Below are 24,629 nucleotides of genomic sequence, written 5' to 3'. Positions count from 1 at the left end.
AACTGATTTCGCAAGCGCGCCGCGTACCCTGTGGGAGCGGCCTCGTGCCGCGAACACCGGCTTAGCCGGTGCCATGCGGCGCGGTGGATGGCACCGGCTAAGCCGGTGTTCGCGGCACGAGGCCGCTCCTACACAGGTGCCGCTGACAACCTCAGAGCTTGGCTTGCACCTCGCGCCAGCAGCCCTGCTCCAGCCCTTCGATCGTCCAGTCGCCAATCCTCACCCGCACCAGGCGCAAGGTCGGCAGGCCCACCGCCGCCGTCATGCGCCGCACCTGGCGATTGCGCCCTTCGCGAATCACCAGTTCCAGCCATGCGGTCGGCACGCTCTTGCGAAAGCGTACGGGCGGATTGCGTGGCCACAGTTCAGGCTCCTCCAGCAAGCGTGCATCGGCCGGCAGGGTCGGGCCATCGTTCAGCTCGACGCCCTCACGCAGGCGCTGCAACTGCTCGGCGTTCGGTGCACCTTCCACCTGCACCCAATAGGTCTTGGCCAGCTTGTGCTTGGGGTCGGCGATGCGCGCCTGCAAGCGCCCGTCGTTGGTCAGCAGCAGCAGACCTTCGCTGTCGCGGTCCAGGCGCCCGGCCGGGTAGATGCCGGGAATGTCGATGAAGTCCTTGAGCGTGGCGCGGCCTTCGCCGTCGCTGAACTGGGTGAGCACATCGAACGGTTTGTTGAACAGGATCAAGCGCGGCTCGGCCGGCGGCGCCTTGGGCTGGCGCCGTGGGCCGGCAGGACGCGCCGCCGGGCGGCGCGGGGTGTGGCGGGGAGGCAGGGGCATGGATCCTCAGCGGAACGGCGGCTCATCGAAGCTGCGCAGTTTACGCGAGTGCAGCGAGTTGAGCTCGGTACGCAGCAAATCCAGGGCGGCAATGCCGATCTTCAGGTGCTGGCTGACCGCGCGGTTGTAGAACGCATTGGCCGAGCCCGGCAGCTTGATCTCGCTGTGCAACGGCTTGTCCGAAACGCACAGCAAGGTGCCATACGGCACACGCAGACGGTAGCCCTGGGCGGCGATGGTGCCGCTTTCCATGTCCACTGCCACCGCGCGCGACAGGTTGATCAGCGGACGCTCCTGGGCCCAGCGCAGCTCCCAGTTGCGATCATCGTAGGTCAGCACGGTGCCGGTCCGCAGGCGCTTCTTCAGCTCCTCACCACGCTCGCCGGTGACTTGCGCAGCCGCTTCCTGCAAGGCCAGCTGTACCTCGGCCAGGGCCGGGATCGGAATGTTCGGCGGCACCACGCGATCAAGAATGCCGTCGCGGCGCATGTAGGCGTGGGCCAGTACATAATCACCAATGGTCTGCGACTGACGCAGGCCGCCACAATGGCCGATCATCAGCCAGCAGTGCGGACGCAACACGGCCAGGTGATCGGTGATGTTCTTGGCATTGGACGGGCCGACCCCGATGTTGACCAGCGTCACGCCATCGCCGTCACCGGCGATCAGGTGGTAGGCCGGCATCTGGAAGCGATGCCAGACCACCCCAGCTACCAAGGCCTGGGCTTCGCCGTTGTCCATGCCCTTTTCGATGACCACGTTGCCCGGCAGGACCATGCGCACGAAACGCGGATCCTCGCGCAGTTGTTCAAGGCCATGGGCGATGAACTGGTCGACGTAGCGGTGGTAGTTGGTCAGCAGGATCCACGGCTGCACATGCCGCCAGTCGCTGCCAGTGTAGTGCACCAAGCGACGCAGCGAGAAATCCACACGGGCCGCGTCGAACAGTGCCAGCGGCAGGGTTTCGGCGCGCTCCCAGTCGTACAGGCCATCGGCAATATCGTCGGTGGCTGCCGACAGGTCGGTGCTGGGGAATACCCGCGCCAACTGCGCGGCGGTGATGCCGCTGCCCGCCAGCTCGTCGCCCTGCTCGACCACGTAGGGGTACGGGATGCTCTGCTCGCTGACACCCACTTCCACCGTTACGGTGTAGTCGTGCATCAGCGGACGCAACTGTTCCAGCAGGTAGCTGCGGAACGCGGCCGGTTGCGTGACGGTGACACTGTAGGTGCCATCGACCTGAACCTTGGCGTACGCACGGGTAGTCGCGGCAACCTCGCCGAGGCTGTGGTAAGTCAGGCGCAGGGCGGGATAACGAAACAGCGTACGTGCTTGCTCATCAGGCTCGGTGCGATCTTTGAGGTAACGCTTCAGGGCCTGGCTGAGCGCCCCGGTGGCTTGTTCATGCAGGGCCGCCAGACGGTCGACGGCCTGTTCAGGGGTGGCAACGACTTCAAACACTTGGCTCACGCTGGGCTTCCTGTCTTTTGCACATGCTTGCCTGGCATCTTGCCTGCGTTGCGCGGCAAATACACCCCCGGCAAGCGGCCGCGGGGCCAAGAACGTGCCCTGCGCGCCATGCAGCGCGACCCGGCACCATCAACCCGCCCACACCGGGGTAGCCCGCACCACCAGTGCCTCGGCATCCACGCCACGCGGCAGCGTGCCATACACCCGCCCAGCAGCAGTCAGGCGACTGCCGATGAAGGCATCGCTGACCGTCGCATCGCCGGCTTCGAGCAGCAGCTTGGCCTGCACCGCCAGGGCGATGTCCTCGGTCAGTTGCCGCGCGCGGTACTGCATCTGGCTGGTGTCGGCGAAGGCGCCCTTGAGGTTGCCAATGAACGTGGCCAGGCGCGTATCGCCATGCCCATCGCCCAGCTCGGCGAACAGCGCATCGAGTACCCCCGGTTCCTTCGACAGCGCCCGCAACACGTCCAGGCACTGCACGTTGCCCGAGCCCTCCCAGGTCGAGTTGACCGGCGCCTCGCGGTACAGCCGTGGCAGGATGCTGTCTTCGACGTAACCGGCGCCGCCCAGGCACTCGGCCGCCTCGTTGATCATCCCGGGCGCGCGCTTGCAGATCCAATACTTGCCCACCGCCGTCATCAGGCGGGCGAAATGCGCCTGCTGCGGGTCGTCCGGCTGATCCAGCGCCTGGCCCATGCGCAGGCTCAGGGCCAGCGCGGCCTCGCTTTCCAGCGCCAAATCGGCGAGCACGTTCTGCATCAGAGGCTGCTCGGCCAACACGCGACCGCCGACCTTGCGGTGCGCGCAGTGGTGTGCGGCCTGGGTCAGGGCCTGGCGCATCAGCGCACTGGAGCCGACCATGCAGTCGAAACGGGTCATGGCGACCATTTCGATGATCGTCGGTACGCCCCGGCCCTCCTCGCCCAACATCCACGCCAGCGCGCCACGAAACTCCACTTCGCTGGAGGCATTGGAGCAATTGCCGAGCTTGTTCTTCAGGCGCTGGATATAGAACTGGTTGCGCGTATCGTCCGGGCGATGACGCGGCAGCAGGAAGCAGCTCAAGCCTTTGTCGGTCTGGGCCAGGGTGAGGAAGGCATCGCACATGGGCGCCGAGCAGAACCACTTGTGGCCGACCAGTTCATACGGCTGGCCCGGACCGGCCGCGCCGACCGGGTAGGCCCGTGTGGTATTGGCGCGCACGTCGGTCCCGCCTTGCTTCTCGGTCATGGCCATGCCCAGGGTCACACCAGCCTTGTGCCGGTCGCCGACATTGCGCGGGTCGTACTCGCGGCTGAGCACCTTGGGCAGCCAGTAGCCAGCCAGCTGCGGTTGCAGGCGCAACGCCGGCACGGCGGCGAAGGTCATGGTCAAGGGACAGCCACTGCCGGCTTCGGCCTGGCTATGCAGGTAGGTCATCGCGGCGCGGGCAACGTGGGCGCCGGCCCGGGGCTCGGCCCAAGGCAGCGAAGGTAGGCCATGCTCGACGGCCGTGCGCATCAGTTCGTGGTAGGCCGGGTGGAACTCCACCAGATCGATGCGGTGGCCGTAGCGGTCGTGACTATGAAACACCGGTTTGTTGGCGTTGGCGAGAAACCCCGCCGCCATCAGTGGGCCGCCCGCCAGCGCACCGTAGGCATCGATCCGCGATTCGGCCCAACCGGCCCCACAGCGCCGCGCCCAGGTTTGTAGCGGCAGGTCGAGGCGGTACAAGTTGGCGCCGTCGAGCGAAGGCGGTTGGTTGCTGACTTCATGGGTTTCAGCGAACTGGTGCAGGTTCATCGGGAGCCTCCTGGATCCGCGCCTGTGCGAACCCCCAGTGAAGCACCGCAGCGCGCCGCGTCAAAGTGACATAACGGACGATAAGCAGGCCATTCGTCGAACACGCAAAGCGCTCTCAGCGCTTGAAACCACCCGCCAGTTGTCCGCACGGTACCTGGACCTGGGCCACGGCCAGGGTCAAGCTCAACTCGAAGCGGCTGCCCAGCCCTGGGGTGGACTCGTGGGAAAGTCGCGCCCCGATCAACTCGCCCAACTGCCGGCAGATCGACAGGCCGATACCCAAGCCGCCATAACGCCGCGTCATCGAGCCATCAACCTGGAAGAAGCGTTGGTACAGCACAGCCTGATCCAGGTCTTCGAAGCCGATGCCGCTGTCGCTGACGGTAAAACTCAAGGCCAGGCTGTCTGGCCCGGTCAAACGCCCACGGGCCTGCACCGTCACGCCACCGTGATGGGTGAACTTGAGGGCGTTGTCCACCAGGCAGGCCAGGCAGCGCGCAAGCTTCTGCGCATCACCAAGCAGCCCGTCCGGCAGGTCGGCCGGGACGTCGAGGCTCAAGTACAGGCCCTTGGCCAGGGCCTGGCCGGCATACCCCGCGCGCAGCTCTTGCAGCAGGCGGCGCAGGCTGAACGCCAGCGTCTGCGCGCGCAGGCGGCCGGCCTGCAGCTCGGTGAGCATGAGGATGTCGTCGACCATCGCCATCATGTCCTGGGCCGACCCGGTGGCCGTGCGGTGGTACTGGGCCTGCTCGGCGCCCATGGGCAGCGTGTGCATCAGCTCCAACGAACCGATCACGCCGTTCATCGGGGTGCGCAGCTCGTGGGTGACAGTGGCCAGGAACTCGTCCTTGAGCCGATTGCTGCGTGCCAGTTGCTGGTTCAGGTGTTCAAGGGCGCTACCCGTCTCGCGCAGAGTCTGCGCCTGCTCTTCACGCAGGTTGTTGATGCGGTCCGCCAGCGCCAGCGCCAACAGTGCCACCTCCAGCGCCGCGCCAAGCTGGCTGGCGTACATGGTGATGAATAGATTGGGCAGGTAGCCCAGCACCATCAAGGTATTGACCAGCCCACCCAGCAGGAACGCGCTCCAGGCAATGATGAACCAGCGCGCCACACGGACTCCGCGCCGCCAGGCATACACCCCGGCACTGAAGACGCTGACGATGAACAACAACGCCAAGCCCGTGGCCATGCGCAGTGCCAGGCCGTAGCGCAGGCTCAGCGCCAACAGCATGACCAGCCCGCCGCCGATCATCAGCGCCAGCAGCCAACGGTCCAGGCCACGGCTCAAGCGCCGCAGTTGCAGGAAGTGGCGCGCGAACTGGCAGCCGAACAGGCCCGCTGCACCAATGAATAATGGCGTCGAGGCGTTGGCCCACCAGGGACTGTCCGGCCAGAAGTAGGCGATTCCAGCGCCGTTGACCGACACCTGGTACAAGCCGAACGCGCCGATATAAAGGATGTAGTAGAGGTAACTGACATCCCGCACGCTCAGGTAGATGAACAGGTTGTACACCAGCATCACCAACAGCACGCCGTAGATCATCCCCAGTACATACAGCCGGGTCGGTTGGTTTTCCAGGTACGCCTGGGTCGACCACAGCGTCAGCGGTGCCTGAATCGAACCCTGGCTGTGCAGGCGCAGATACACCGTGGTGGCTTTACCCGGTGCCAAGGGCAGTTCGAACAGGTAGTTGTCCTGATGAATCTGCCGGCTGGCGTAAGGCAACGCATCACCAGTGCGCTGGGTCAGGCGGTAGTGGCCAGTGTCGTCGGGCAGGTACAGTTCGAGGTGGTCCAACGGCGGATAGGCCAGCTCCAGCAACCACTGGCGCGGCGCGGCGCCTGGAACAGCGACATACTGCAGATCGACGCGCAGCCAGAACACCGAGGACGAATACCCGGCGTTGAGCACATCGTTGGGGTGGTCGCGAAAACGCTTGGCGAAGGCTGGGGAGCTGACGTCGGCGATACTGGCGCTGCCATCGAGGTCTTCGAAGACCTGCATGTGCCGACCCAACGGGAGACGTCCGGTGGCATCGTCGAACTCGACCGCCCCCGCGAACATGGGCAAGCAGCCCAGAAGCACAATCAGCAAATAGCGCATACAGCCCCAGCATGGTCTGTCCGTTCGCGTCGCGTTGGCCTCCTTTCCCTTTGAGACGACGTGATTCGGCAGAGCCCGTTTATCGAATTGTCCGAGCACTCTAGCATAGCCTCCGGCTAACGAAACAGGTCATCTGCTTTTTGCCTAAAACCGCTCTAGCACGTGCGTTACAGGTAGGCACAAACAATTAACCTGACCACTCGATCAACAAAACCCGCCAAGCGACTGAACCGCACAAAAGGGTTTGGTGATAAGCTCGCCGCCCATGAATACCTACAGCTCCCGCCCCGTTGTCCTCTGTCTCTCCGGCCACGACCCCAGTGGTGGCGCCGGGCTGCAGGCAGATATCGAAGCCCTGATCGCCCAGGGTTGTCACGCTGCACCTGCCGTGACTGCCCTGACCGTGCAGGATACCGTCAACGTGTCCGACTTCCGCGTGCTCGACCGCGCGTGGGTGTTGGCCCAGGCCAACGCCGTGCTGGCCGACTCCACGGTCGCGGCGGTCAAGCTCGGCATGCTCGGCTCGATCGAAATGGTCGATACCGTCGCCGAACTGCTCAGCGCCCACCCGCACCTGCCACTGGTCTGCGACCCAGTGCTGCGCGCCGGTGGCGGTGGTCGCCTGGGCAAGGACGAGGTCGGCTACGCCTTGCGTGAACGCCTGCTGCCGCTGGCCACCATCGCCACCCCGAACCTGCCAGAGGCGCGCATTCTTGCCGAACTGCCTGAAGGCACGGCGGATGAGTGCGCCGCAAAACTGCTGCCGTTCTGCAAGCACCTGCTGATCACCGGTGGACACGGTGACGAAGACGAGATCCACAACCGCCTGTACACCCGCGACGGTCAACGCCACACCTGGACCTGCCAGCGCCTGCCGGGCAGCTACCATGGTTCGGGCTGTACGCTGGCCAGCGCCCTGGCCGGTCGCCTGGCCCTGGGCGAGCAGCTGCAAAGTGCCGTGCGCAGCGCCCTGGACTACACCTGGCGCACCCTGCGTGACGCCGAGCAACTGGGCAAGGGCCAGTACGTGCCGCGCCGCCTGCCCCTGGACTTCTGCTCCTGACACGAGGCCACCCGATGACGCTCCGCGGTCTGTATGCGATCACCGACAGCCAATTGCTCGCCGGTCGCTTCCTCTCCCATGTGCAAGCTGCCCTGGAGGGCGGCGTGTGCCTGCTGCAATACCGTGACAAGGGCGACGACGACGCACGGCGCCTGCGTGAGGCCGAAGCGCTGATGAAACTCTGCGAGCGCTACGGCACCCAACTGATCATCAACGACGACGCCGAACTGGCCGCGCGCCTGGGCGTCGGCGTGCACCTGGGCCAGACCGACGGCCCGCTCACCCCAGCCCGCGCCCTGCTCGGACGCCATGCGGTGATTGGCTCGACCTGCCATGCACGCCTGGAGCTTGCCGCCCAGGCGGCCAGCGAGGGCGCCAGCTACGTCGCCTTCGGCCGCTTCTTCAATTCCGTCACCAAGCCTGGGGCACCGGCCGCCAACGTCGAACTGCTGGAGCAGGCACGCGCCCAGGTCAAGCTACCGATCGCCGTGATCGGTGGCATCACCCTCGACAACGCCGCCCCACTGGTCGCCCACGGTGCCGACCTGCTGGCGGTGATCCACGGCCTGTTCGGTGCCGACAGCGCGCAGGAAGTCACCCGCCGCGCCCGCGCCTTCAACGCCCTGTTCGCTTCCTGATTTCGAGAGAAGATCCCATGTCCCGTTCCGAAGAACTGTTCGCCAAAGCCCAGAAACACATCCCCGGTGGCGTGAACTCGCCCGTGCGCGCCTTCAAGAGCGTCGGCGGCACGCCGCTGTTCTTCAAGCATGCCGAAGGCGCCTATGTCATCGATGAAGACGACAAGCGCTATGTCGACTACGTCGGTTCCTGGGGCCCGATGATTCTCGGCCACGGCCACCCGGACGTGCTGGACGCGGTGCGCAGGCAGCTGGAGCACGGCCTGTCCTACGGCGCGCCGACCGCCATGGAAACCGAAATGGCCGACCTGGTCTGCTCGATCGTGCCGTCGATGGAAATGGTGCGCATGGTCAGCTCCGGCACCGAAGCCACCATGAGTGCCATCCGCCTGGCCCGTGGCTACACCGGGCGTGACGCGATCATCAAGTTCGAAGGCTGCTACCACGGCCACTCCGACAGCCTGCTGGTCAAGGCTGGCTCCGGCCTGCTGACCCAAGGCGTACCGAGCTCGGCGGGCGTGCCGGCGGACTTCGCCAAGCACACCCTGACCCTGCCATTCAACGACATTGCCGCCGTCGAGAAGACCCTGGCGGACGTTGGCCAGAGCGTCGCCTGCATCATCGTCGAGCCGGTGGCCGGCAACATGAACTGCGTGCCACCGGCACCGGGTTTCCTCGAAGGCCTGCGCGCACTGTGCGACAAGCACGGTGTCGTGTTGATCTTCGACGAAGTGATGACCGGCTTCCGTGTGTCGCTGGGCGGCGCCCAAGGCCACTACGGCATCACGCCGGACCTGTCGACCTTCGGCAAGATCGTCGGTGGCGGCATGCCAGTCGGCTGCTTTGGTGGCAAGCGCGAGATCATGGGCTGCATCGCCCCACTGGGCCCGGTCTACCAGGCCGGCACGCTGTCGGGTAACCCGCTGGCCATGGCCGCCGGCCTGACCACCCTCAAGCTGATCAGCCGCCCAGGCTTCCATGACGAACTGAGCGCTTTCACCAGCCGCATGCTCGACGGCCTGCAACAGCGCGCCGATGCTGCTGGCATCCCGTTCGTCACGACCCAAGCCGGTGCCATGTTCGGCCTGTACTTCAGCGGTGCCGACGACATCGTCACCTTCGATGACGTGATGGCCAGTGACGCCGAGCGCTTCAAGCGCTTCTTCCACTTGATGCTTGAAGGCGGCGTATACCTGGCCCCGAGCGCTTTCGAGGCGGGCTTCACCTCCATCGCCCACGGCGACAAAGAGTTGCAGATCACCCTCGATGCGGCAGAGCGGGCGTTCGCCAAGCTCAAGTAAGCGACTTGCCCGGCGATAAGCTGGCCGAAGGCTGCGTTGTGATCCAGGTCACACCGCAGCCTTTGCGCGTATCAAAGCAGAAATCTGAGTAAAACTTTGTAAGGTAGGCGCTGCTTATCCCATAATGTGCCACCAGAGACATTGGCCGCAGCTTTGCAGAGGTAAGTCGATCCCCATGAACCGCACCGGCCGCGCCCTGACCTTGGGCTGCCTGTTGCTTCTTCAGCCTCTGCTGGTCCTGGCGGAGGGTGGTAACTCGTTGCTGATTCCGGCGACGGGACGCTGCACGCTGAACGCAGCACCGGAAGACCTTGAGAACGCCCTCAAGGCTTGCGAGCGGACGGCACAAGCCGGGGACGCCCAAGCGCAGTACGAGCTGGGTGAGTTCTACTACAGCGCCTCCCCACGCCAACTCGACAAAGCCCTCAACTGGTTCGAAAAGGCCTCCCTGCAAGGCCATGCCGAGGCGCAGTACCGCCTGGGTTCGATGTTCTATCGCGGTGAAGGGGTCAAGGCCAACAACGTGCAGGCCTATATCCTGCTGAAAATGGCGGCGGTCAACGGCGCCGAAGACGCCCTGGATCTGGCAGACGAGGTCACCGAGCAGATGCCGCGTGACGAGCTCGAACACGCCACCCAAGTGCTCGGCCAGATTTTCCGCAAGTACCTCCTGGAGCTGCAGAACGCCGAAGGGCGCTCGCCATTCTCGCCACTGCCCTGAGCCTTCACGGCACTTTCGCTCGCCATCACGCAAGCGTAAGAAAAACCGCGCATCCTGCTGTCTTAATCCGTGTGGGCCGGCTAGCCCCGCGAAAGACCAAATACCCTTGATCGTTTCAGTGCTTTCGCCACTGCGGTTCAAGGGGTATTCTTGAATTCACATTCACTGCCGTCGGGCGGCTATAAACGACCTTGAACGCACCCATACAACCCCATCGTTTCATCCTCGAACCTTTCGAGGCCAACCGTTTCGCCAACCTGTGCGGCCAGTTCGACGAGCACCTGCGCCTGATCGAACAACGCCTGGCCATCGAGATCCGCAACCGCGGCAATCAATTCGAACTGATCGGCGAACCTCAAACCACTTCCGCTGCCGAGCAACTCCTGCGCCGCCTCTACCGTGAGGCCAAGGCCACCGAGCTGTCGCCGGAAACCGTCCATCTCTATCTACAGGAATCGACGGTCGAGAACCTCGCCAACCCCGCCGTCAACGAGGTCAGCGTCTCGCTGCGTACACGCAAGGGCAACATCCGCCCGCGCGGCGTCAACCAGCAGCGCTACGTCAAGGAAATCCTGGCCAACGACATCAACTTCGGCATCGGCCCTGCCGGTACCGGCAAGACCTACCTGGCCGTTGCCTGCGCCGTCGATGCGCTGGAGCGCGAGCAGGTGCGACGCATTCTGCTGGTACGTCCGGCAGTCGAGGCCGGCGAAAAACTCGGCTTCCTGCCCGGCGACCTGGCGCAGAAGATCGACCCGTATCTACGCCCGCTCTACGACGCGTTGTACGAAATGCTAGGCTTCGAGCACGTGGCCAAGCTGATCGAGCGCCAGGTGATCGAGATCGCGCCGCTGGCCTACATGCGTGGGCGTACGCTGAACAACAGCTTCATCATCCTCGACGAGAGCCAGAACACCACGCTCGAACAGATGAAGATGTTCCTGACCCGAATTGGCTTCGGCTCCACGGCGGTGATCACCGGCGACATCACCCAGGTCGACCTGCCGCGAGGCACCAAGTCGGGCCTGGCCCACGTGATCGAGGTGCTGCGCGACGTACCGGGCATCAGCTTTACCCATTTCCAGCCCAAGGACGTGGTGCGTCACCCGCTGGTGCAGCGCATCGTCGAAGCCTATGACCGCTTCGACGCCCGTCAGGCCAAGCCCGAGGCACCCCGCGACGATGCTTGAACTTGACCTGCAACGGGCCACGGACGCCGCCGCCCCCGATGACGCCGCCTTCCGCCGCTGGTGCGAGCTTGCCTTGCGCCAGCGCAGCGCCGACTCCGAGATGACCATCCGCCTGGTCGACGAAGCCGAAGGCCGCGAGCTGAACCACACCTACCGGCACAAGGACTACGCCACCAACGTGCTGTCCTTCCCGGCCGAGGTGCCTGACGAGCTGCTCGACATCCCGCTGCTGGGCGACCTGGTGATCTGCGTGCCAGTGGTCGAGCGCGAGGCCGCCGAACAAGGCAAGTCGCTCGAAGCGCACTGGGCGCATTTGGTCATACATGGCTGCCTGCACCTGCTCGGCTACGATCACATCGACGATGAGGAAGCCGAAGAGATGGAAGCGCTGGAACGGAACTTGCTGGCTGAACTGGGTCACCCGGACCCATACGCCGACGACGAAACCGACTCAATTACACACTGACACTGTAAGGATCACGAGTAACCGCCATGAGCGAAGATCGATCGAGCAACGGGCAAAAGTCCTGGCTGGGTAAACTGACCCAGGCTTTTGCCCATGAGCCGAAAAACCGCCAGGAGCTCCTCGAGCTGTTGCGCGAAGCCCATCAGAACAAGCTGCTCGACAGCGAAGCCTTGACCATCGTCGAAGGCGCCATTCAGGTCGCCGACCTGCAGGTGCGCGACATCATGGTGCCGCGCTCGCAGATGATCAGCATCAAGGCCAGCCAATCGCCACGCGAGTTCCTGCCCGCGGTGATCGACGCGGCGCACTCGCGCTACCCGGTGATCGGCGAGAGCCACGACGATGTGCTCGGCATCCTGCTCGCCAAGGACCTGCTGCCGCTGATCCTCAAGGAGAACGGCGACAGCTTCAACATCAAGGACCTGCTGCGCCCGGCCACCTTCGTGCCCGAGTCCAAGCGCCTGAACGTGCTGCTTCGCGAGTTCCGTGCCAACCATAACCACATGGCCATCGTCATCGACGAATACGGCGGCGTGGCAGGCCTTGTGACCATCGAAGATGTCCTGGAACAGATCGTCGGCGACATCGAAGACGAACACGACGTCGAGGAAGACAGCTACATCAAGCCGCTGCCCAGCGGCGACTTTCTGGTCAAGGCGCTCACCCCGATCGAGAACTTCAACGAGTTCTTCGACAGCGAGTTCTCCGATGACGAGTTCGACACGGTCGGCGGCCTGGTCATGAGCGCCTTCGGGCATCTGCCCAAACGCAACGAGACCACCGAGATCGGGGCCTACCGGTTCCGTATTCTCAACGCCGACAGCCGCCGGATACACTTGCTGCGTCTGACCCCGATCAATCGTTAAGGAACAACATGCGCTGGATCACCCGCCCCGGCTGGCCCGGTAACCTGCTGGCCCTGGCGGCCGGCGCCTCGACCCTGCTGGCCCTGGCACCATTCGACATCTGGCCGGTGGCCCTGCTGGCACTGGTGCTGTTCTACGCCGGCCTGCGCCAGCTCACTCCACGCCAAGCCATGGGCCGTGGCTGGTGCTTCGGCTTCGGCCTGTACGGCGCCGGTACCTGGTGGATCTACGTCAGCATGAACACCTACGGCGGCGCCTCGCCGTTGTTGGCCGTACTGCTGCTGGTGGCGTTCTTCGCGGCCCTGGCGCTGTTCTTCGCGCTGCCCGCCTGGTTGTGGGCACGCTGGCTGCGGCGCGATGCAGCGCCCTTGGCAGACGCCTTGTGCTTTGCAGCATTGTGGCTACTGCAAGAAGCTTTCCGCGGCTGGTTCCTGACCGGCTTCCCGTGGCTCTACTCGGGCTACAGCCAGCTCGACGGCCCGCTCGCCGGCCTTGCGCCAATCGGCGGGGTATGGCTGATTTCGTTCGCCCTCGCCTTGAGCGCCGCCTTGCTGTGCAACCTGCACCGCTTGCGCGCACGCCCCGGATTCCTGGCCACTGCCCTGGTCTTGCTGGTCGCGCCGTGGATCATCGGCATGGCACTCAAGGGCCATGCCTGGACGCAGCCGGCGGGCGATGCGCTCAAGGTCGCAGCCGTACAAGGCAACGTCGAGCAGGATCTCAAGTGGGACCCGGCACACGTCAACGCCCAGCTGGCGCTGTACCGTGACATGAGTTTGAGCAGCAAGCCGGTCGATCTTCTGGTATGGCCGGAAACCGCAGTGCCCGTGCTCAAGGACCAGGCGCAAGGCTACATCGACATGATGGGGCGCTTCGCCGCCGAGCGTAACACCGCACTGATCACCGGCGTGCCGGTGCGCGAAGTGGTTCACCGCCAGCGCCGCTATTTCAACGGCGTCACGGTCACCGGCCAGGGCGACGGCACCTACCTCAAGCAGAAACTGGTGCCCTTCGGCGAATACGTGCCCCTTCAAGACATGCTGCGCGGGCTGATCGAGTTCTTCAACCTGCCGATGTCGGACTTCGCCCGAGGCCCCGATGACCAACCACTGCTGCAAGCCAAGGGCTACCAAGTAGCACCGTACATCTGTTACGAAGTGGTCTACCCCGAGTTCGCCGCCAGCCTTGCCGCGCGCAGCGACTTGCTGCTGACCATCAGCAACGACACCTGGTTCGGCACCTCGATCGGCCCGCTGCAACACTTGCAAATGGCCCAGATGCGCGCACTGGAAGCCGGTCGCTGGATGATCCGAGCCACCAACAATGGCGTGACCGCACTGATCGACCCGTTCGGCCGCATCAGCACCCAGATCCCACAGTTCCAGCGCGACATCCTGTACGGCGAAGTCGTGCCGATGCAGCAACTGACGCCTTACCTGCAATGGCGTTCGTGGCCGCTGGCGATCGTGTGTACCCTGCTGATGGGCTGGGCGCTACTGGCGCGGCGTATGGCCAAGACCGTCTGAGCCCACCAGGCGGCTCCCGTGCGGGAGTCGCCTGGATCAGTAGAACACCCGATAGCCGACCAACCCGAGCGCCTCGTTGAGCAACTGCCCGCTCTGCCAAATCGCGCGCCCTTCAGGCAATAGCCCCGCGAACGGCCGCGCATGCTCGCGTCCCAGGAACCCTACCGGCGCGGGGATCACTTCGAAACCCGCCTGTTCGAAACTCCAGCGGGCACGCTGCATGTGCCAGGCCTGGGTCACCACCACGACGCGGCGGATACCCAGCGGCTGCAACAGCTGCGCGCTCAGTTCGGCATTCTCCCAGGTGGTGCGGCTGGCCTGCTCCTTCCAGCTGACCGCCACCCCGAAATCCTGCTGCAGGCGATCGGCCATCAACTGCGCCTCACTGGGCGGCGTTCCGTAGTGCAGGCCACCGCTGGTGGCTACCGGCAACCCGGAAGCCTTGGCCAAGGCGGCGGCATAGCGCATGCGCTCCAGGGCGACGTAGGTGGGCTGGTCGGCACCTTGCCAGGCAGGATCGCCGCGCTCACGGCCGGCCCCGAGCACCACGATGGCATCGGCACGTGTGGCCAGATCGGCCCAGGCCTGAAGGGGCAAGGCAGGTTCAGTCTCCAACTGCCGCGCGGCCTGCTCAACCACCAGTGGCAGGCTCATCAGCAACAGTGCACCGAAGCCCAGCCCGAAGCAGCCTGCCGCCAGGCGCGGGCGGCGCTTGCGCAACCACCAGCCAAGCAGCAGCAACAGCAGCAGAATCCCCGGCGGCATCAGCCATTGTTTGATGAAAAATCGCAGTGGCATCGCACACCTCTCCATGCAGGGCATGCAGCCTAAGAGGAACGGCGCCGGGCCTCAAGAGGCAGCCGGCGCCTAACGATGCTGGGTATCTGGAAATCGGCGCGCAAACGCGCACCTGCGACGCTGGACGACTAACGCGAGGACAGCGTCCTGGACCTTGCCGATGCAGCGGGGCGCTTGCGATCTTTCAGCCAGATGATCCTGTCAGACGACGATTGCGCTTGCGGATAAGCACTGGCGCTGGCGTGACGGTTTTCTGGAAGCGACTCCAGGTAGGCCTTGATGACTTCGAACTCGGCATGGCTCAGACCACGCAACTCCAGTTCGGCAGGCATCTCGTCACGCAATCGCACTGAAGTCCTGGCCATTTCCAGTGCCAGCCCCAGGCGATCGATCAGGCGCTCATAAAGATCCGGTTTATTCGTGGTTAGTTGCGACTCTCCCATCCGTTCACCTCATTGAAGGTCAGAATATCTCCCCCCCTCCCGATGAGCTTAGCGTCGCTGGGAAAAGCAGCCGGGCGCTGCGACCAACGGCCCGTGCGGCGGGCGATGCAATCAAGGTTTCCCACGATACACAGCGCTCATGTATGCTACGGCGTTCACTCTATCGACACCGCAGTGCCGGTCGCAGCGAGGTTGCGCTGCCTGGAAACAGGGTCTTTTCTCTCTCAGCAAAAAAGTAGCCATGCACGAACAATACACGCCCCGTGATATCGAAGCCGCCGCCCAGACCTTCTGGGACGAGCAACAGTCGTTCGCTGTTAGCGAACAGCCAGGCAAAGACACCTACTATTGCCTGTCGATGTTCCCGTACCCGAGCGGCAAGCTACACATGGGGCACGTGCGCAACTACACCATCGGTGACGTGATTGCCCGCTACCAGCGCATGCTGGGCAAGAATGTCCTGCAACCGATGGGCTGGGACGCGTTCGGCATGCCGGCCGAAAACGCCGCGATGAAAAACAACGTCGCCCCGGCCAAATGGACGTACGAGAACATCGACTACATGAAGACCCAGCTCAAGAGCCTGGGTCTGGCCATCGACTGGGCCCGTGAAGTCACCACCTGCAAGCCGGACTACTACCGCTGGGAGCAGTGGCTGTTCACCCGTCTGTTCGAAAAAGGCGTGATCTACCGCAAGAACGGTACGGTGAACTGGGACCCGGCCGACCAGACCGTATTGGCCAACGAGCAAGTCATCGACGGCCGTGGCTGGCGCTCGGGCGCGTTGATCGAAAAGCGCGAAATCCCGATGTACTACTTCCGCATCACCGACTACGCCGACGAGCTGCTGGAAAGCCTCGACGAGCTGCCGGGCTGGCCTGAGCAGGTCAAGACCATGCAGCGCAACTGGATCGGCAAGTCGCGCGGTATGGAAGTGCAGTTCCCGTTCGATCAGGCCAGCATCGGCCATGACGGCGCGCTGAAAGTCTTCACCACCCGTCCGGACACCCTGATGGGCGCGACCTACGTCGCCGTCGCCGCCGAGCACCCGCTGGCCACCCAGGCCGCCCAGGGCAACCCTGCGCTGCAAGCATTCATCGATGAATGCAAGAGCGGCAGCGTGGCCGAGGCCGACATGGCTACCCAAGAGAAGAAGGGCATGCCGACCGCCCTCTTCGTCCAGCACCCGCTGACCGGTGAAAAGCTGCCGGTCTGGGTCGCCAACTATGTGCTGATGCACTACGGCGACGGCGCAGTGATGGCCGTGCCGGCGCATGACGAGCGCGATTTCGAGTTCGCCCACAAGTACAACCTGCCGGTCAAAGCTGTGGTGCGCACCAGTGCTGGCGACGAAGTCGGCCGCGAATGGCTGGCTGCCTATGGCGAGCACGGCCAACTGATCAATTCCGGCGAGTTCGACGGCCTGGACTTCCAGGGCGCCTTCGACGCCATCGAAGCCGCGCTGATCCGCAAGGAACTCGGCAAGTCGCGCACCCAGTTCCGCCTGCGCGACTGGGGCATCAGCCGCCAGCGCTACTGGGGCTGCCCGATCCCGATCATCCACTGCCCGTCCTGCGGCGACGTGCCAGTGCCGGAAGACCAACTGCCGGTCACCCTGCCCGAGAACGTGGTGCCAGACGGCGCCGGTTCGCCGCTGGCGCGCATGCCCGAGTTCTATGAGTGCACGTGCCCGAAATGCGGCGCTGCGGCCAAGCGCGAAACCGACACCATGGACACCTTCGTCGAGTCGTCCTGGTACTTCGCCCGCTACGCCTCGCCGAACTACGAAGGTGGCATGGTCGACCCGAAAGCCGCCAACCACTGGCTGCCGGTCGATCAGTACATCGGCGGTATCGAGCACGCCATCCTGCACCTGCTGTACGCACGCTTCTTCCACAAGCTGATGCGCGACGAAGGCCTGGTGACCTCCAACGAGCCGTTCAAGAACCTGCTTACCCAAGGGATGGTCGTTGCTGAAACCTACTACCGCGTTGCCAGCAACGGTGGCAAGGACTGGTTCAACCCCGCCGATGTCGAAATCGAGCGTGACGCCAAAGCCAAGATAATCGGCGCGCGCCTGAAGACCGACGGCCTGCCGGTGGAAATCGGCGGCACCGAGAAGATGTCGAAGTCCAAGAACAACGGCGTCGACCCTCAATCGATGATCGACCAGTACGGTGCCGACACCTGCCGTCTGTTCATGATGTTCGCCTCGCCGCCCGACATGAGCCTGGAGTGGTCCGACTCCGGCGTCGAGGGTGCCAGCCGCTTCCTGCGGCGTGTCTGGCGCCTGGCCCAGGCCCACGTTGCGCAAGGCCTGCCAGGCAAGCTCGACACCACCGCGCTGAGCGATGAGCAGAAAGTCATCCGCCGTGCCATTCATGCCGCGATCAAGCAGGCCAGCAACGACGTGGGTCAGTTCCACAAGTTCAACACCGCCATCGCCCAGGTGATGACCGTGATGAACGTGTTGGAAAAAGCCCCACAGGCCACCGCTCAGGACCGTGCACTGCTGCAAGAGGGCCTGGAAGCGGTGACCTTGCTGCTGGCACCGATCACCCCGCACATCTCCCACGCGCTGTGGAACCACCTGGGCCACGAGCAGGCAGTGATCGATGCGGTCTGGCCGAGCGTCGACGAAAGTGCCCTGGTGCAGGACACCGTGACCCTGGTTGTACAGGTCAACGGCAAGCTGCGTGGCCAGGTCGACATGCCTGCCGCCGCCAGCCGCGAAGAGATCGAGGCAGCCGCCCGCAACAACGAAAACGTCCTGCGATTCACCGACGGCCTGACCATCCGCAAGGTCATCGTGGTGCCAGGCAAGCTGGTCAACATCGTCGCCAATTGATGGCAACGCCCGCCCATGCACAGGGCGGGCGTATCGGCCCACGAGGGAGCTACAACATGATCAAACGCAATCTGCTGGTAATGGGCCTGGCCGTGCTGCTCAGCGCCTGCGGTTTCCAGTTGCGCGGCACCGGCACCAATGAAATCGCCGTCAAGGAGCTGGGCCTCAGCGCTCGCAACAGCTACGGTGCCACCGTGGTTCAGCTGCGCCAAGCGCTCACCAATAACGGGGTGACGGTCACCAACACCGCACCTTACACACTGGTGCTCGCCGACGAGAAAGAAGAGCGTCGCGCCGCCACCTACACCCGCTCCTCGCGTTCGGCCGAGTACGAGCTGAGCACGACCCTGGAATACACCATCAACGGGCGCGACAACACGCCGCTGCTGAGCGACAAGCTGGAAGTACGCCGCTACTACGTGCGCGACGGCAACAACATCACCGCCGGCGACCAGGAAGTTACGCAGGTCCGCGAGGAAATCCGCAACGACCTGGTCCAGGCCATGCTGGTCCGCCTGCAATACATCGACCCCGCGCACCTGGCCAAATTGCAACGCAGGGCTGACGAGCGCGCCAAGGCCGAAGCCCAGGCCGCGCAGGAAGCCCAGCGCATTCAGGACGAGACGCCCCAGCAATCCCCGCTGGAAGTACCGGCCCAGTGAGTCCGAGCGGGGCACCTCGGGTGCCCCGCCTACCACCATGAAACTCTCCCCCGCGCAACTCAACAAGCACCTGCAAGGCCCATTGGCGCCGGTCTATATCGTCAGCGGCGACGACCCGCTGCTGTGCCAGGAAGCCGCCGATGCCATCCGTGGCGCGGCGCGCCAGCAGGGCTTCGATGAACGCCAGGTGTTCAGCGCCGACGCCAACTTCGACTGGGGCAACCTGCTGCTGGCCGGTGCCAGCCTGTCGCTGTTCGCCCAACGCCGCCTGCTGGAACTGCGCCTGCCTTCGGGCAAGCCCGGCGACAAAGGTGCTGCGGCGCTGCTGGAGTATTGCGCCAACCCGGCTGAAGACACGCTGTTACTGATCAGCCTGCCCAAGCTCGACGCTAGCGCACAGAAAACCAAGTGGGGCAAAGCCCTCATCGAGGGCAACCAGTGCCAGTTCATCCAGATTTGGCCGGTGGACGCGCAGCAGCTACCACAATGGATCAACCAGCGCCTTTCCCAGGCCGGACTGTCGGCCCAACGCGACGCAGTCGACCTGATCGCCGCGCGGGTAGAGGGCAACCTGCTGGCCGCGGCCCAGGAAATCGAAAAGCTCAAGCTCCTGGCCGACGGTAACCAGATCACGGTCGAAACAGTTCAGGCAGCCGTGGCCGACAGTGCTCGCTTCGACGTGTTCGGCCTGGTCGATGCCATCCTCAACGGTGAGGCAGGCCATGCCTTGCGCATGCTCGAAGGGCTACGTGGCGAAGGGGTCGAACCACCGGTGATTCTCTGGGCGCTGGCCCGCGAACTGCGTCTACTGGCCGGGCTGGCCCAACAGTTCAGCCAGGGCGTACCGCTGGACAAGGCCTTCAGCCAAGCGCGACCACCGATCTGGGATAAGCGCCGCCCATTGGTCAGTAAAGCCCTGCAACGCCTTTCGGCACAACGTTGGGCGGCCCTGTTGCAGGACGCACAGCGGATCGACGCACAGATCAAAGGCCAGGCCGAAGGCTCACCCTGGACCAGCCTGGCGCGGCTCTCGCTGCTGATGGCCGGGCAGCGCCTGAGCTTGCCGGCTGAGTAGGTTCCGCGCCTCAGACGCTGCACACGCCCATTTCTATCAGCGCAAATCACTGCTCGTTGAGTTGACACGACCTCATGTGCGAGCGGCGCGCCCGTCTGCCAAAACCATAAACACAATCAATTGGCCCGCTCGCCCGCTCAGGCCTAAAGTGCGCCCCGACATCCACCCAATCGGGAACCCGCCATGTCCAAGAAGCCGAACAAGCACGGCCCCAACAAGGCCAAGTCCATCGTCGCCCAACCGCTGTTCCGCTGCCGCCAGGAGCGAGCCGCAAAAGGCAAAGGCAGCTACCGCCGCGAAGCCTTCCAATCGAGAGATTGGGAGGCTTCCTGCTTTATGGCCGCATGAAAGGCATGAAAAGCGCAAGCATGGTATGGTCGGCACCTGACCTGCAATTCTGGATCTGTGCATGCCCTCTCGTCTCACCCTGCGCTGGCAACCCCGTCAGCTGATCGCGGCTACAAGTTTCATCCTCCTCGTCGCCTGCGCGGAAAAACCCACCGCCGCCGACGCCCTGCCGCTGGCTCCGGCCCAGCCCGCCCCGGTGGTGACACTCCCCGGCACCACGCCTGCGGTCAGTACCGAAATCCAGCCGCTGCAAACCTTCGCCCAATGGCAGGCCGGGTTCCGTCAGCAAGCCCTGCAAGCCGGTATCAGCGCCAGCCTGTTCGACCGTGCGTTTCTGGGTGTTACCCCGGACTTGGACGTGATCAAGGCTGACCGCAGCCAACCCGAATTCAGCCGCCCGGTCTGGGAATATCTGGATGGCGCGCTGTCGCCGGTGCGCGTGCGCAATGGCAAGAAACTGCTGGAGCAGAACGCCGAGTTGCTGAGCCGTATCGAACAGCGCTACGGCGTCGATCGCCAGGTATTGGTGGCGGTGTGGGGCATGGAAAGCAACTTCGGCCAGTTCCAGGGCAACAAGTCAGTGATCCGCTCGCTGGCCACTCTTGCCTACGAAGGCCGCCGCCCGCAGTTCGCCCAGGACCAGCTGATCGCCGCGTTGCAGATCCTGCAGAACGGCGATATCCAGCCTGATGCCATGCGCGGTTCGTGGGCGGGTGCCATGGGCCAGACCCAGTTCATACCGACTACCTACCTTACCCATGCGGTGGACTTCGACGGTGACGGCCGCCGCGATATCTGGAGCAGCACCCCCGACGCCCTGGCCTCGACCGCCCACTACCTGCAAAGCTCAGGCTGGAAGCGCGGCCAACCTTGGGGCTTCGAGGTCCAGGTGCCGGACGGCTTCGATTGGTGGCTGGCCGATGGCAGCCAGCGCAAGACAGTCAGCGAGTGGCTGCAACTGGGCGTGACACTACCTACCGGCACTCAGCTGCCACCGGGTAGCAACCAACTGTCGGCGGCCCTGCTGCTGCCAGCGGGCGCACGCGGTCCGGCGTTCCTGGTGTTGGACAACTTCCGCGCGATCCTCAAGTACAACAACTCGTCGTCCTATGCGCTGGCGGTAAGCCTGTTGGGCGATCGTTTCTCGAACTGGGGCTTCATCGCCGGCAGTTGGCCGAAGGATGACCTGCCGCTCAGCCGTAGCGAGCGCATCGAGCTGCAAACCCTGCTCAATGCCAGCGGCCACGAAGCAGGCAACCCCGATGGCATCATCGGCGCCAACACGCGCAAGGCGATCCGCAACGCGCAGCAAGCGCAGGGCTGGCCTGCCGATGGGTATCCGACGCACAAGCTGCTCGACAGCCTGCGCCGCAGATAGCCAGCCCGGTGCCCGGCGTCACCGCCGTACTCCAAATCCAAGCCGCCTTTCCTCTATTGGGCGGCTTTGGCTGCGGTGGATGGCACCGGCTGCGCCGGTGTTCGCGGCACGAGGCCGCTCGCGCGTGCTTCAGCGCCTGAACAGATGCTGTAGCAGCGTGAGGCTTTGAGCGGCGCTGTCGAGGCGTACCTTGGCCCCCAGCGGCAGGCACACATTCGGGTCGCAATGCCCGCTGCGCCAACCGGCCAGCACCGGCACTCCCAACGGGCCGAACACATCGAGCAGCAAGGGCGTCAACGCCGTCACCGTGACCCCGGCAAAGTCCCCCACCAGCACCCCTTTCACGCTTCGTAGCTTGCCCGCCAGACGTAGTTGGGTCAGTAGACGATCAATGCGATACAGCGGCTCGTTGACGTCCTCGATGAACAGGATACTGTCCTGGCTGTCGATTTCAGCCAAGGTCCCCATCGTGGCCCCTAGCATCGACAGATTGCCACCGATCAAGCGGCCGCACGCGTTGCCTGGCACCACGGTGCTCAACGGATAGGCCGCAGGGTGCACAATCGCACTGCCGCTGCCCACTTGCCCGCCTAATTGCTCTAACAGCGAGGAAGCGGTGGGCGCCTGTTTTTCCCCTAGCAGATCGGCATTGAGCATCGCGCCATGGAAGGTGATCAGCCCGACACGCTGGTTGATGGCCGTGTGTAGCGCGGTAATGTCGCTGTAGCCCACCAAGGGCTTGGGATGACGGCGGATCAGTTCGAAATCGAGCCCATCGAGCAGGCGCATGCTGCCATAGCCACCGCGCATGCACAGGATGGCGTCGATGTCAGGGTCGGCAAACGCGTCGTGAAGGTCCTGCAGGCGCTGCCCGTCGCTACCGGCAAGGTAGCCTTCGGCCTGGCTGACGCCCGGATAGAGACGGCATCGGTAGCCGCGCCGCGCAAACCAATCGTGTGCCTTGCCGGGATCCAGCCGCGCTGGGCCAGCCGGGGCAACAATGGCGAAGCGGGCCCCGACCTGCAAGGCTTGGGGCAAGCGCGAGGCGGCGCTCTCCACACAATTCATCGCATCACTCCTACAGCTTGCCGCTTGCCACATGAAGCTCGCAGCTCAAAAACAAAAAAGCCGATGCCGCCTCATGGCGTGCATCGGCCTGTTACGCTCAAGCCCCGCTCAGAGCTTGATCTTGGCTTCGTGAGCCTGCTGGTCGGCATGGTACGAAGAACGCACCAGCGGGCCGGAGGCAACGTTCTTGAAGCCCATCTTGTAGCCTTCCTCGGCGAACCAGGCAAAGGTATCCGGGTGCACGAAGCGCTGCACCGGCAAGTGGCTACGCGAAGGCTGCAGGTACTGGCCAAGGGTAAGCATGTCGATGTCGTGCTCACGCATGCGGTGCATGACTTCGATCACTTCCTCGTCGGTCTCGCCCAGGCCGAGCATCAGGCCGGACTTGGTCGGCACGTGCGGAACCATTTGCTTGAACTTCTGCAGCAGGTCCAGCGACCAATCGTAGTCCGAACCCGGACGCGCAGCCTTATACAGGCGCGGCACGGTCTCAAGGTTATGGTTGAACACGTCAGGAGGCGTCTGCGCGGTGATTTCCAGCGCCACGTCCATACGCCCACGGTAGTCCGGCACCAAGGTTTCCAGCTGCACGCCCGGCGACAGCGCGCGGATCTCGCGGATGCAGTCAGCGAAGTGCTGGGCGCCGCCGTCACGCAGATCGTCACGGTCCACCGAGGTGATCACCACGTACTTCAGGCGCAGGTCGGCGATGGCGACAGCCAGGTTCTTGGGCTCGTCCAGGTCCAGTGGCTTCGGACGGCCATGCCCCACGTCGCAGAACGGGCAGCGACGGGTGCAGATGTCACCCATGATCATGAAGGTGGCGGTACCACCCGAGAAGCACTCGCCCAGGTTCGGGCAGGAAGCCTCTTCGCAGACGCTGTGAAGCTTGTGCTTGCGCAGCAGTTGCTTGATGCGGTCGACTTCCGGGGAGACGGGAATACGCACGCGGATCCAGTCGGGCTTCTTCGGCAACTCGTCGGTAGGGATGATCTTCACCGGGATGCGCGCGACCTTCTCAGCGCCACGCAGCTTCACACCGGCTTCGACTTTTTTCGGGGCAGGACGCGGGGTCACGTCTTGCGTGGGGATCTGGTTAGGCACGGCTTCTTGCACAGTTGTCATATTCAGTCGATTCCGCCCATGAGGGTCGTCTGCTCAGCATAGTCGAGGTGCTTGACCAGCTGTCCGCGCAGCCTTGTCCTGACCTCGTCGAGTTCGATCGGGCCTGCCAGGTCACGCAGCTGGGTCATGGCCAGCCCCGCGTACCCACAGGGGTTGATTCGGCGGAATGGCGCAAGGTCCATGTCCACGTTCAGAGCAAGGCCGTGGAAAGAACGACCGTTGCGGATTCGCAGGCCGAGGGAGGCGATCTTCGCTCCATCGACATAGACACCCGGCGCATCGGGCTTGGCAACCGCCTGCACGCCGTAGCTGGCGAGCAGCTCGATCAGCGTCAGTTCGATACGGCTGACCAGCTCACGCACGCCGATACCCAAGCGACGCACATCCAGCAGCAAATAGGCCACCAACTGGCCAGGGCCGTGGTAGGTGACCTGACCACCGCGATCGGTCTGCACCACCGGGATATCACCCGGCACCAGCAGGTGCTCGGCCTTGCCGGCCTGGCCCTGGGTGAACACGGCGGGATGCTCGACCAGCCAGATTTCGTCCTGGCTGTGCGGGCCGCGTTGCTCGGTAAAACGGCGCATGGCCTCCAGCACCGGTTCGTAGGGCTGTAGGCCAAGCTCGCGAATACCGAGACAAGCGTTCATCACAGCACCATTTTCACGATGCCGGTGGCACGCAGGGCACTGTTGATATCGTGCAGCTGGTTTTCGCTTTCAGCGACGATATGCAGCTGCACGGTGGTGTACTTGCCTTCCTTGCTCTGACGCTCGGCGAGCGTCGACAGGTCGACTTTGGCGTGCTTGCTGAGGATCTCGATCACGGTATCACGGAAACCGACAACGGTATCGCCGATCACCTTGATCGGGTAGTCCTCGCAGGGGAATTCAATCTTGTGCGACTTGACGTCTTCTTCGCTCATGGCGGTAACGGCCTCGTAAGCCGTGGCAGCAACAATGCCCCCGCCTGGTTC

Annotated in this window: 23 protein-coding genes; 13 read left to right on the top strand and 10 right to left on the bottom strand. The window is 64.1% G+C overall.

Annotation, left to right across the window (positions count from 1 at the left end; translation table 11 throughout):
* Positions 1–151 precede the first annotated feature (151 nt).
* The 4 genes from FEM01_RS21200 to FEM01_RS21185 form a co-directional block, all read right to left on the bottom strand.
* Positions 152–781, bottom strand: coding sequence for a pseudouridine synthase (locus tag FEM01_RS21200; protein WP_138221417.1), 630 nt, complete (start codon positions 779–781; stop codon positions 152–154).
* A 6-nt stretch (positions 782–787) separates the two neighbouring features.
* Positions 788–2,251 carry an AMP nucleosidase gene (amn, locus tag FEM01_RS21195; RefSeq protein WP_138221416.1) on the bottom strand — a complete coding sequence of 488 codons (1,464 nt, stop codon included), beginning with the start codon at positions 2,249–2,251 and terminating at the stop codon, positions 788–790.
* A 129-nt stretch (positions 2,252–2,380) separates the two neighbouring features.
* Positions 2,381–4,033, bottom strand: coding sequence for an acyl-CoA dehydrogenase family protein (locus FEM01_RS21190; RefSeq protein WP_138221415.1), 1,653 nt, complete (start codon positions 4,031–4,033; stop codon positions 2,381–2,383).
* Between the two features lie 115 nt (positions 4,034–4,148).
* Entirely contained in the window at positions 4,149–6,137 is a 1,989-nt protein-coding gene (locus FEM01_RS21185) for a hybrid sensor histidine kinase/response regulator (RefSeq protein ID WP_138221414.1), read from the bottom strand.
* Between the two features lie 265 nt (positions 6,138–6,402).
* Here FEM01_RS21185 and FEM01_RS21180 point away from each other — a divergent pair, with 265 nt between their 5' ends.
* The 8 genes from FEM01_RS21180 (at position 6,403) to lnt (ending at position 13,908) form a co-directional block, all read left to right on the top strand.
* Positions 6,403–7,200, top strand: coding sequence for a hydroxymethylpyrimidine/phosphomethylpyrimidine kinase (locus tag FEM01_RS21180; RefSeq protein ID WP_138221413.1), 798 nt, complete (start codon positions 6,403–6,405; stop codon positions 7,198–7,200).
* Between the two features lie 14 nt (positions 7,201–7,214).
* Entirely contained in the window at positions 7,215–7,838 is a 624-nt protein-coding gene (gene thiE / locus FEM01_RS21175) for a thiamine phosphate synthase (protein ID WP_138221412.1), read from the top strand.
* 17 nt (positions 7,839–7,855) lie between these two features.
* On the top strand, positions 7,856–9,139 hold the full coding sequence (gene hemL, locus FEM01_RS21170; RefSeq protein ID WP_138221411.1) for a glutamate-1-semialdehyde 2,1-aminomutase: 1,284 nt from the start codon (positions 7,856–7,858) through the stop codon (positions 9,137–9,139).
* 175 nt (positions 9,140–9,314) lie between these two features.
* Entirely contained in the window at positions 9,315–9,860 is a 546-nt protein-coding gene (locus FEM01_RS21165; protein WP_138221410.1) for a tetratricopeptide repeat protein, read from the top strand.
* A 191-nt stretch (positions 9,861–10,051) separates the two neighbouring features.
* A complete protein-coding gene (locus FEM01_RS21160) occupies positions 10,052–11,050 on the top strand; it encodes a PhoH family protein (RefSeq protein WP_138221409.1) in 999 nt (332 codons plus the stop codon).
* Positions 11,043–11,516, top strand: coding sequence for an rRNA maturation RNase YbeY (gene ybeY / locus FEM01_RS21155; protein ID WP_138221408.1), 474 nt, complete (start codon positions 11,043–11,045; stop codon positions 11,514–11,516). The genes FEM01_RS21160 and ybeY overlap by 8 nt, the downstream gene beginning before the upstream one ends.
* A 26-nt stretch (positions 11,517–11,542) precedes the next feature.
* A complete protein-coding gene (locus FEM01_RS21150; protein WP_138221407.1) occupies positions 11,543–12,382 on the top strand; it encodes an HlyC/CorC family transporter in 840 nt (279 codons plus the stop codon).
* Between the two features lie 8 nt (positions 12,383–12,390).
* Positions 12,391–13,908 (top strand): apolipoprotein N-acyltransferase, encoded by a 1,518-nt coding sequence (gene lnt / locus FEM01_RS21145; RefSeq protein ID WP_138221406.1) that lies wholly within the window; start codon positions 12,391–12,393, stop codon positions 13,906–13,908.
* 36 nt (positions 13,909–13,944) lie between these two features.
* Here lnt and FEM01_RS21140 read toward each other — a convergent pair whose 3' ends face one another.
* Together FEM01_RS21140 and FEM01_RS21135 are read right to left on the bottom strand one after the other, a co-directional pair.
* A complete protein-coding gene (locus FEM01_RS21140) occupies positions 13,945–14,706 on the bottom strand; it encodes a YdcF family protein (protein WP_138221405.1) in 762 nt (253 codons plus the stop codon).
* 128 nt (positions 14,707–14,834) lie between these two features.
* Positions 14,835–15,149, bottom strand: a complete 315-nt coding sequence (locus FEM01_RS21135) for a hypothetical protein (RefSeq protein WP_138221404.1) — start codon at positions 15,147–15,149, stop codon at positions 14,835–14,837.
* 241 nt (positions 15,150–15,390) lie between these two features.
* On the opposite strand from FEM01_RS21135, the gene leuS reads away from it, so the two are divergent.
* From leuS to FEM01_RS21110, 5 genes are all read left to right on the top strand, one after another.
* Positions 15,391–17,997 (top strand): leucine--tRNA ligase, encoded by a 2,607-nt coding sequence (leuS, locus tag FEM01_RS21130; protein ID WP_138221403.1) that lies wholly within the window; start codon positions 15,391–15,393, stop codon positions 17,995–17,997.
* 56 nt (positions 17,998–18,053) lie between these two features.
* Positions 18,054–18,659, top strand: a complete 606-nt coding sequence (gene lptE / locus FEM01_RS21125) for an LPS assembly lipoprotein LptE (protein ID WP_138221402.1) — start codon at positions 18,054–18,056, stop codon at positions 18,657–18,659.
* A 37-nt stretch (positions 18,660–18,696) separates the two neighbouring features.
* Entirely contained in the window at positions 18,697–19,734 is a 1,038-nt protein-coding gene (gene holA, locus FEM01_RS21120) for a DNA polymerase III subunit delta (protein WP_138221401.1), read from the top strand.
* Positions 19,735–19,917: 183 nt separating this feature from the next.
* A complete protein-coding gene (gene arfA, locus FEM01_RS21115; protein WP_138221400.1) occupies positions 19,918–20,082 on the top strand; it encodes an alternative ribosome rescue factor ArfA in 165 nt (54 codons plus the stop codon).
* A 61-nt stretch (positions 20,083–20,143) separates the two neighbouring features.
* Positions 20,144–21,460 carry a lytic murein transglycosylase gene (locus tag FEM01_RS21110; RefSeq protein ID WP_138221399.1) on the top strand — a complete coding sequence of 439 codons (1,317 nt, stop codon included), beginning with the start codon at positions 20,144–20,146 and terminating at the stop codon, positions 21,458–21,460.
* A gap of 129 nt (positions 21,461–21,589) precedes the next feature.
* Here FEM01_RS21110 and FEM01_RS21105 read toward each other — a convergent pair whose 3' ends face one another.
* The 4 genes from FEM01_RS21105 to FEM01_RS21090 form a co-directional block, all read right to left on the bottom strand.
* Entirely contained in the window at positions 21,590–22,528 is a 939-nt protein-coding gene (locus FEM01_RS21105; protein ID WP_138221398.1) for a S66 peptidase family protein, read from the bottom strand.
* A gap of 108 nt (positions 22,529–22,636) precedes the next feature.
* The gene (lipA, locus tag FEM01_RS21100) at positions 22,637–23,653 is read right to left on the bottom strand and encodes a lipoyl synthase (protein ID WP_138221397.1); all 1,017 of its coding nucleotides are present in this window, start codon (positions 23,651–23,653) and stop codon (positions 22,637–22,639) included.
* Between the two features lie 2 nt (positions 23,654–23,655).
* Positions 23,656–24,303, bottom strand: a complete 648-nt coding sequence (gene lipB, locus FEM01_RS21095; RefSeq protein WP_138221396.1) for a lipoyl(octanoyl) transferase LipB — start codon at positions 24,301–24,303, stop codon at positions 23,656–23,658.
* Positions 24,303–24,578: a DUF493 domain-containing protein gene (locus FEM01_RS21090; RefSeq protein ID WP_011535839.1), complete on the bottom strand. Its 276-nt coding sequence runs from the start codon at positions 24,576–24,578 to the stop codon at positions 24,303–24,305. Before FEM01_RS21090 ends, lipB begins: the two co-directional genes overlap by 1 nt.
* Positions 24,579–24,629 lie beyond the last annotated feature (51 nt).

The sequence above is a fragment of the Pseudomonas mosselii genome (assembly GCF_005796105.1).
In the GTDB taxonomy this organism is placed as follows: Bacteria; Pseudomonadota; Gammaproteobacteria; order Pseudomonadales; family Pseudomonadaceae; genus Aquipseudomonas; species Aquipseudomonas mosselii_C.
The sequence above is the reverse complement of the archived record's forward strand: the minus strand, read 5'-3'. Positions and strand labels throughout refer to the sequence as shown.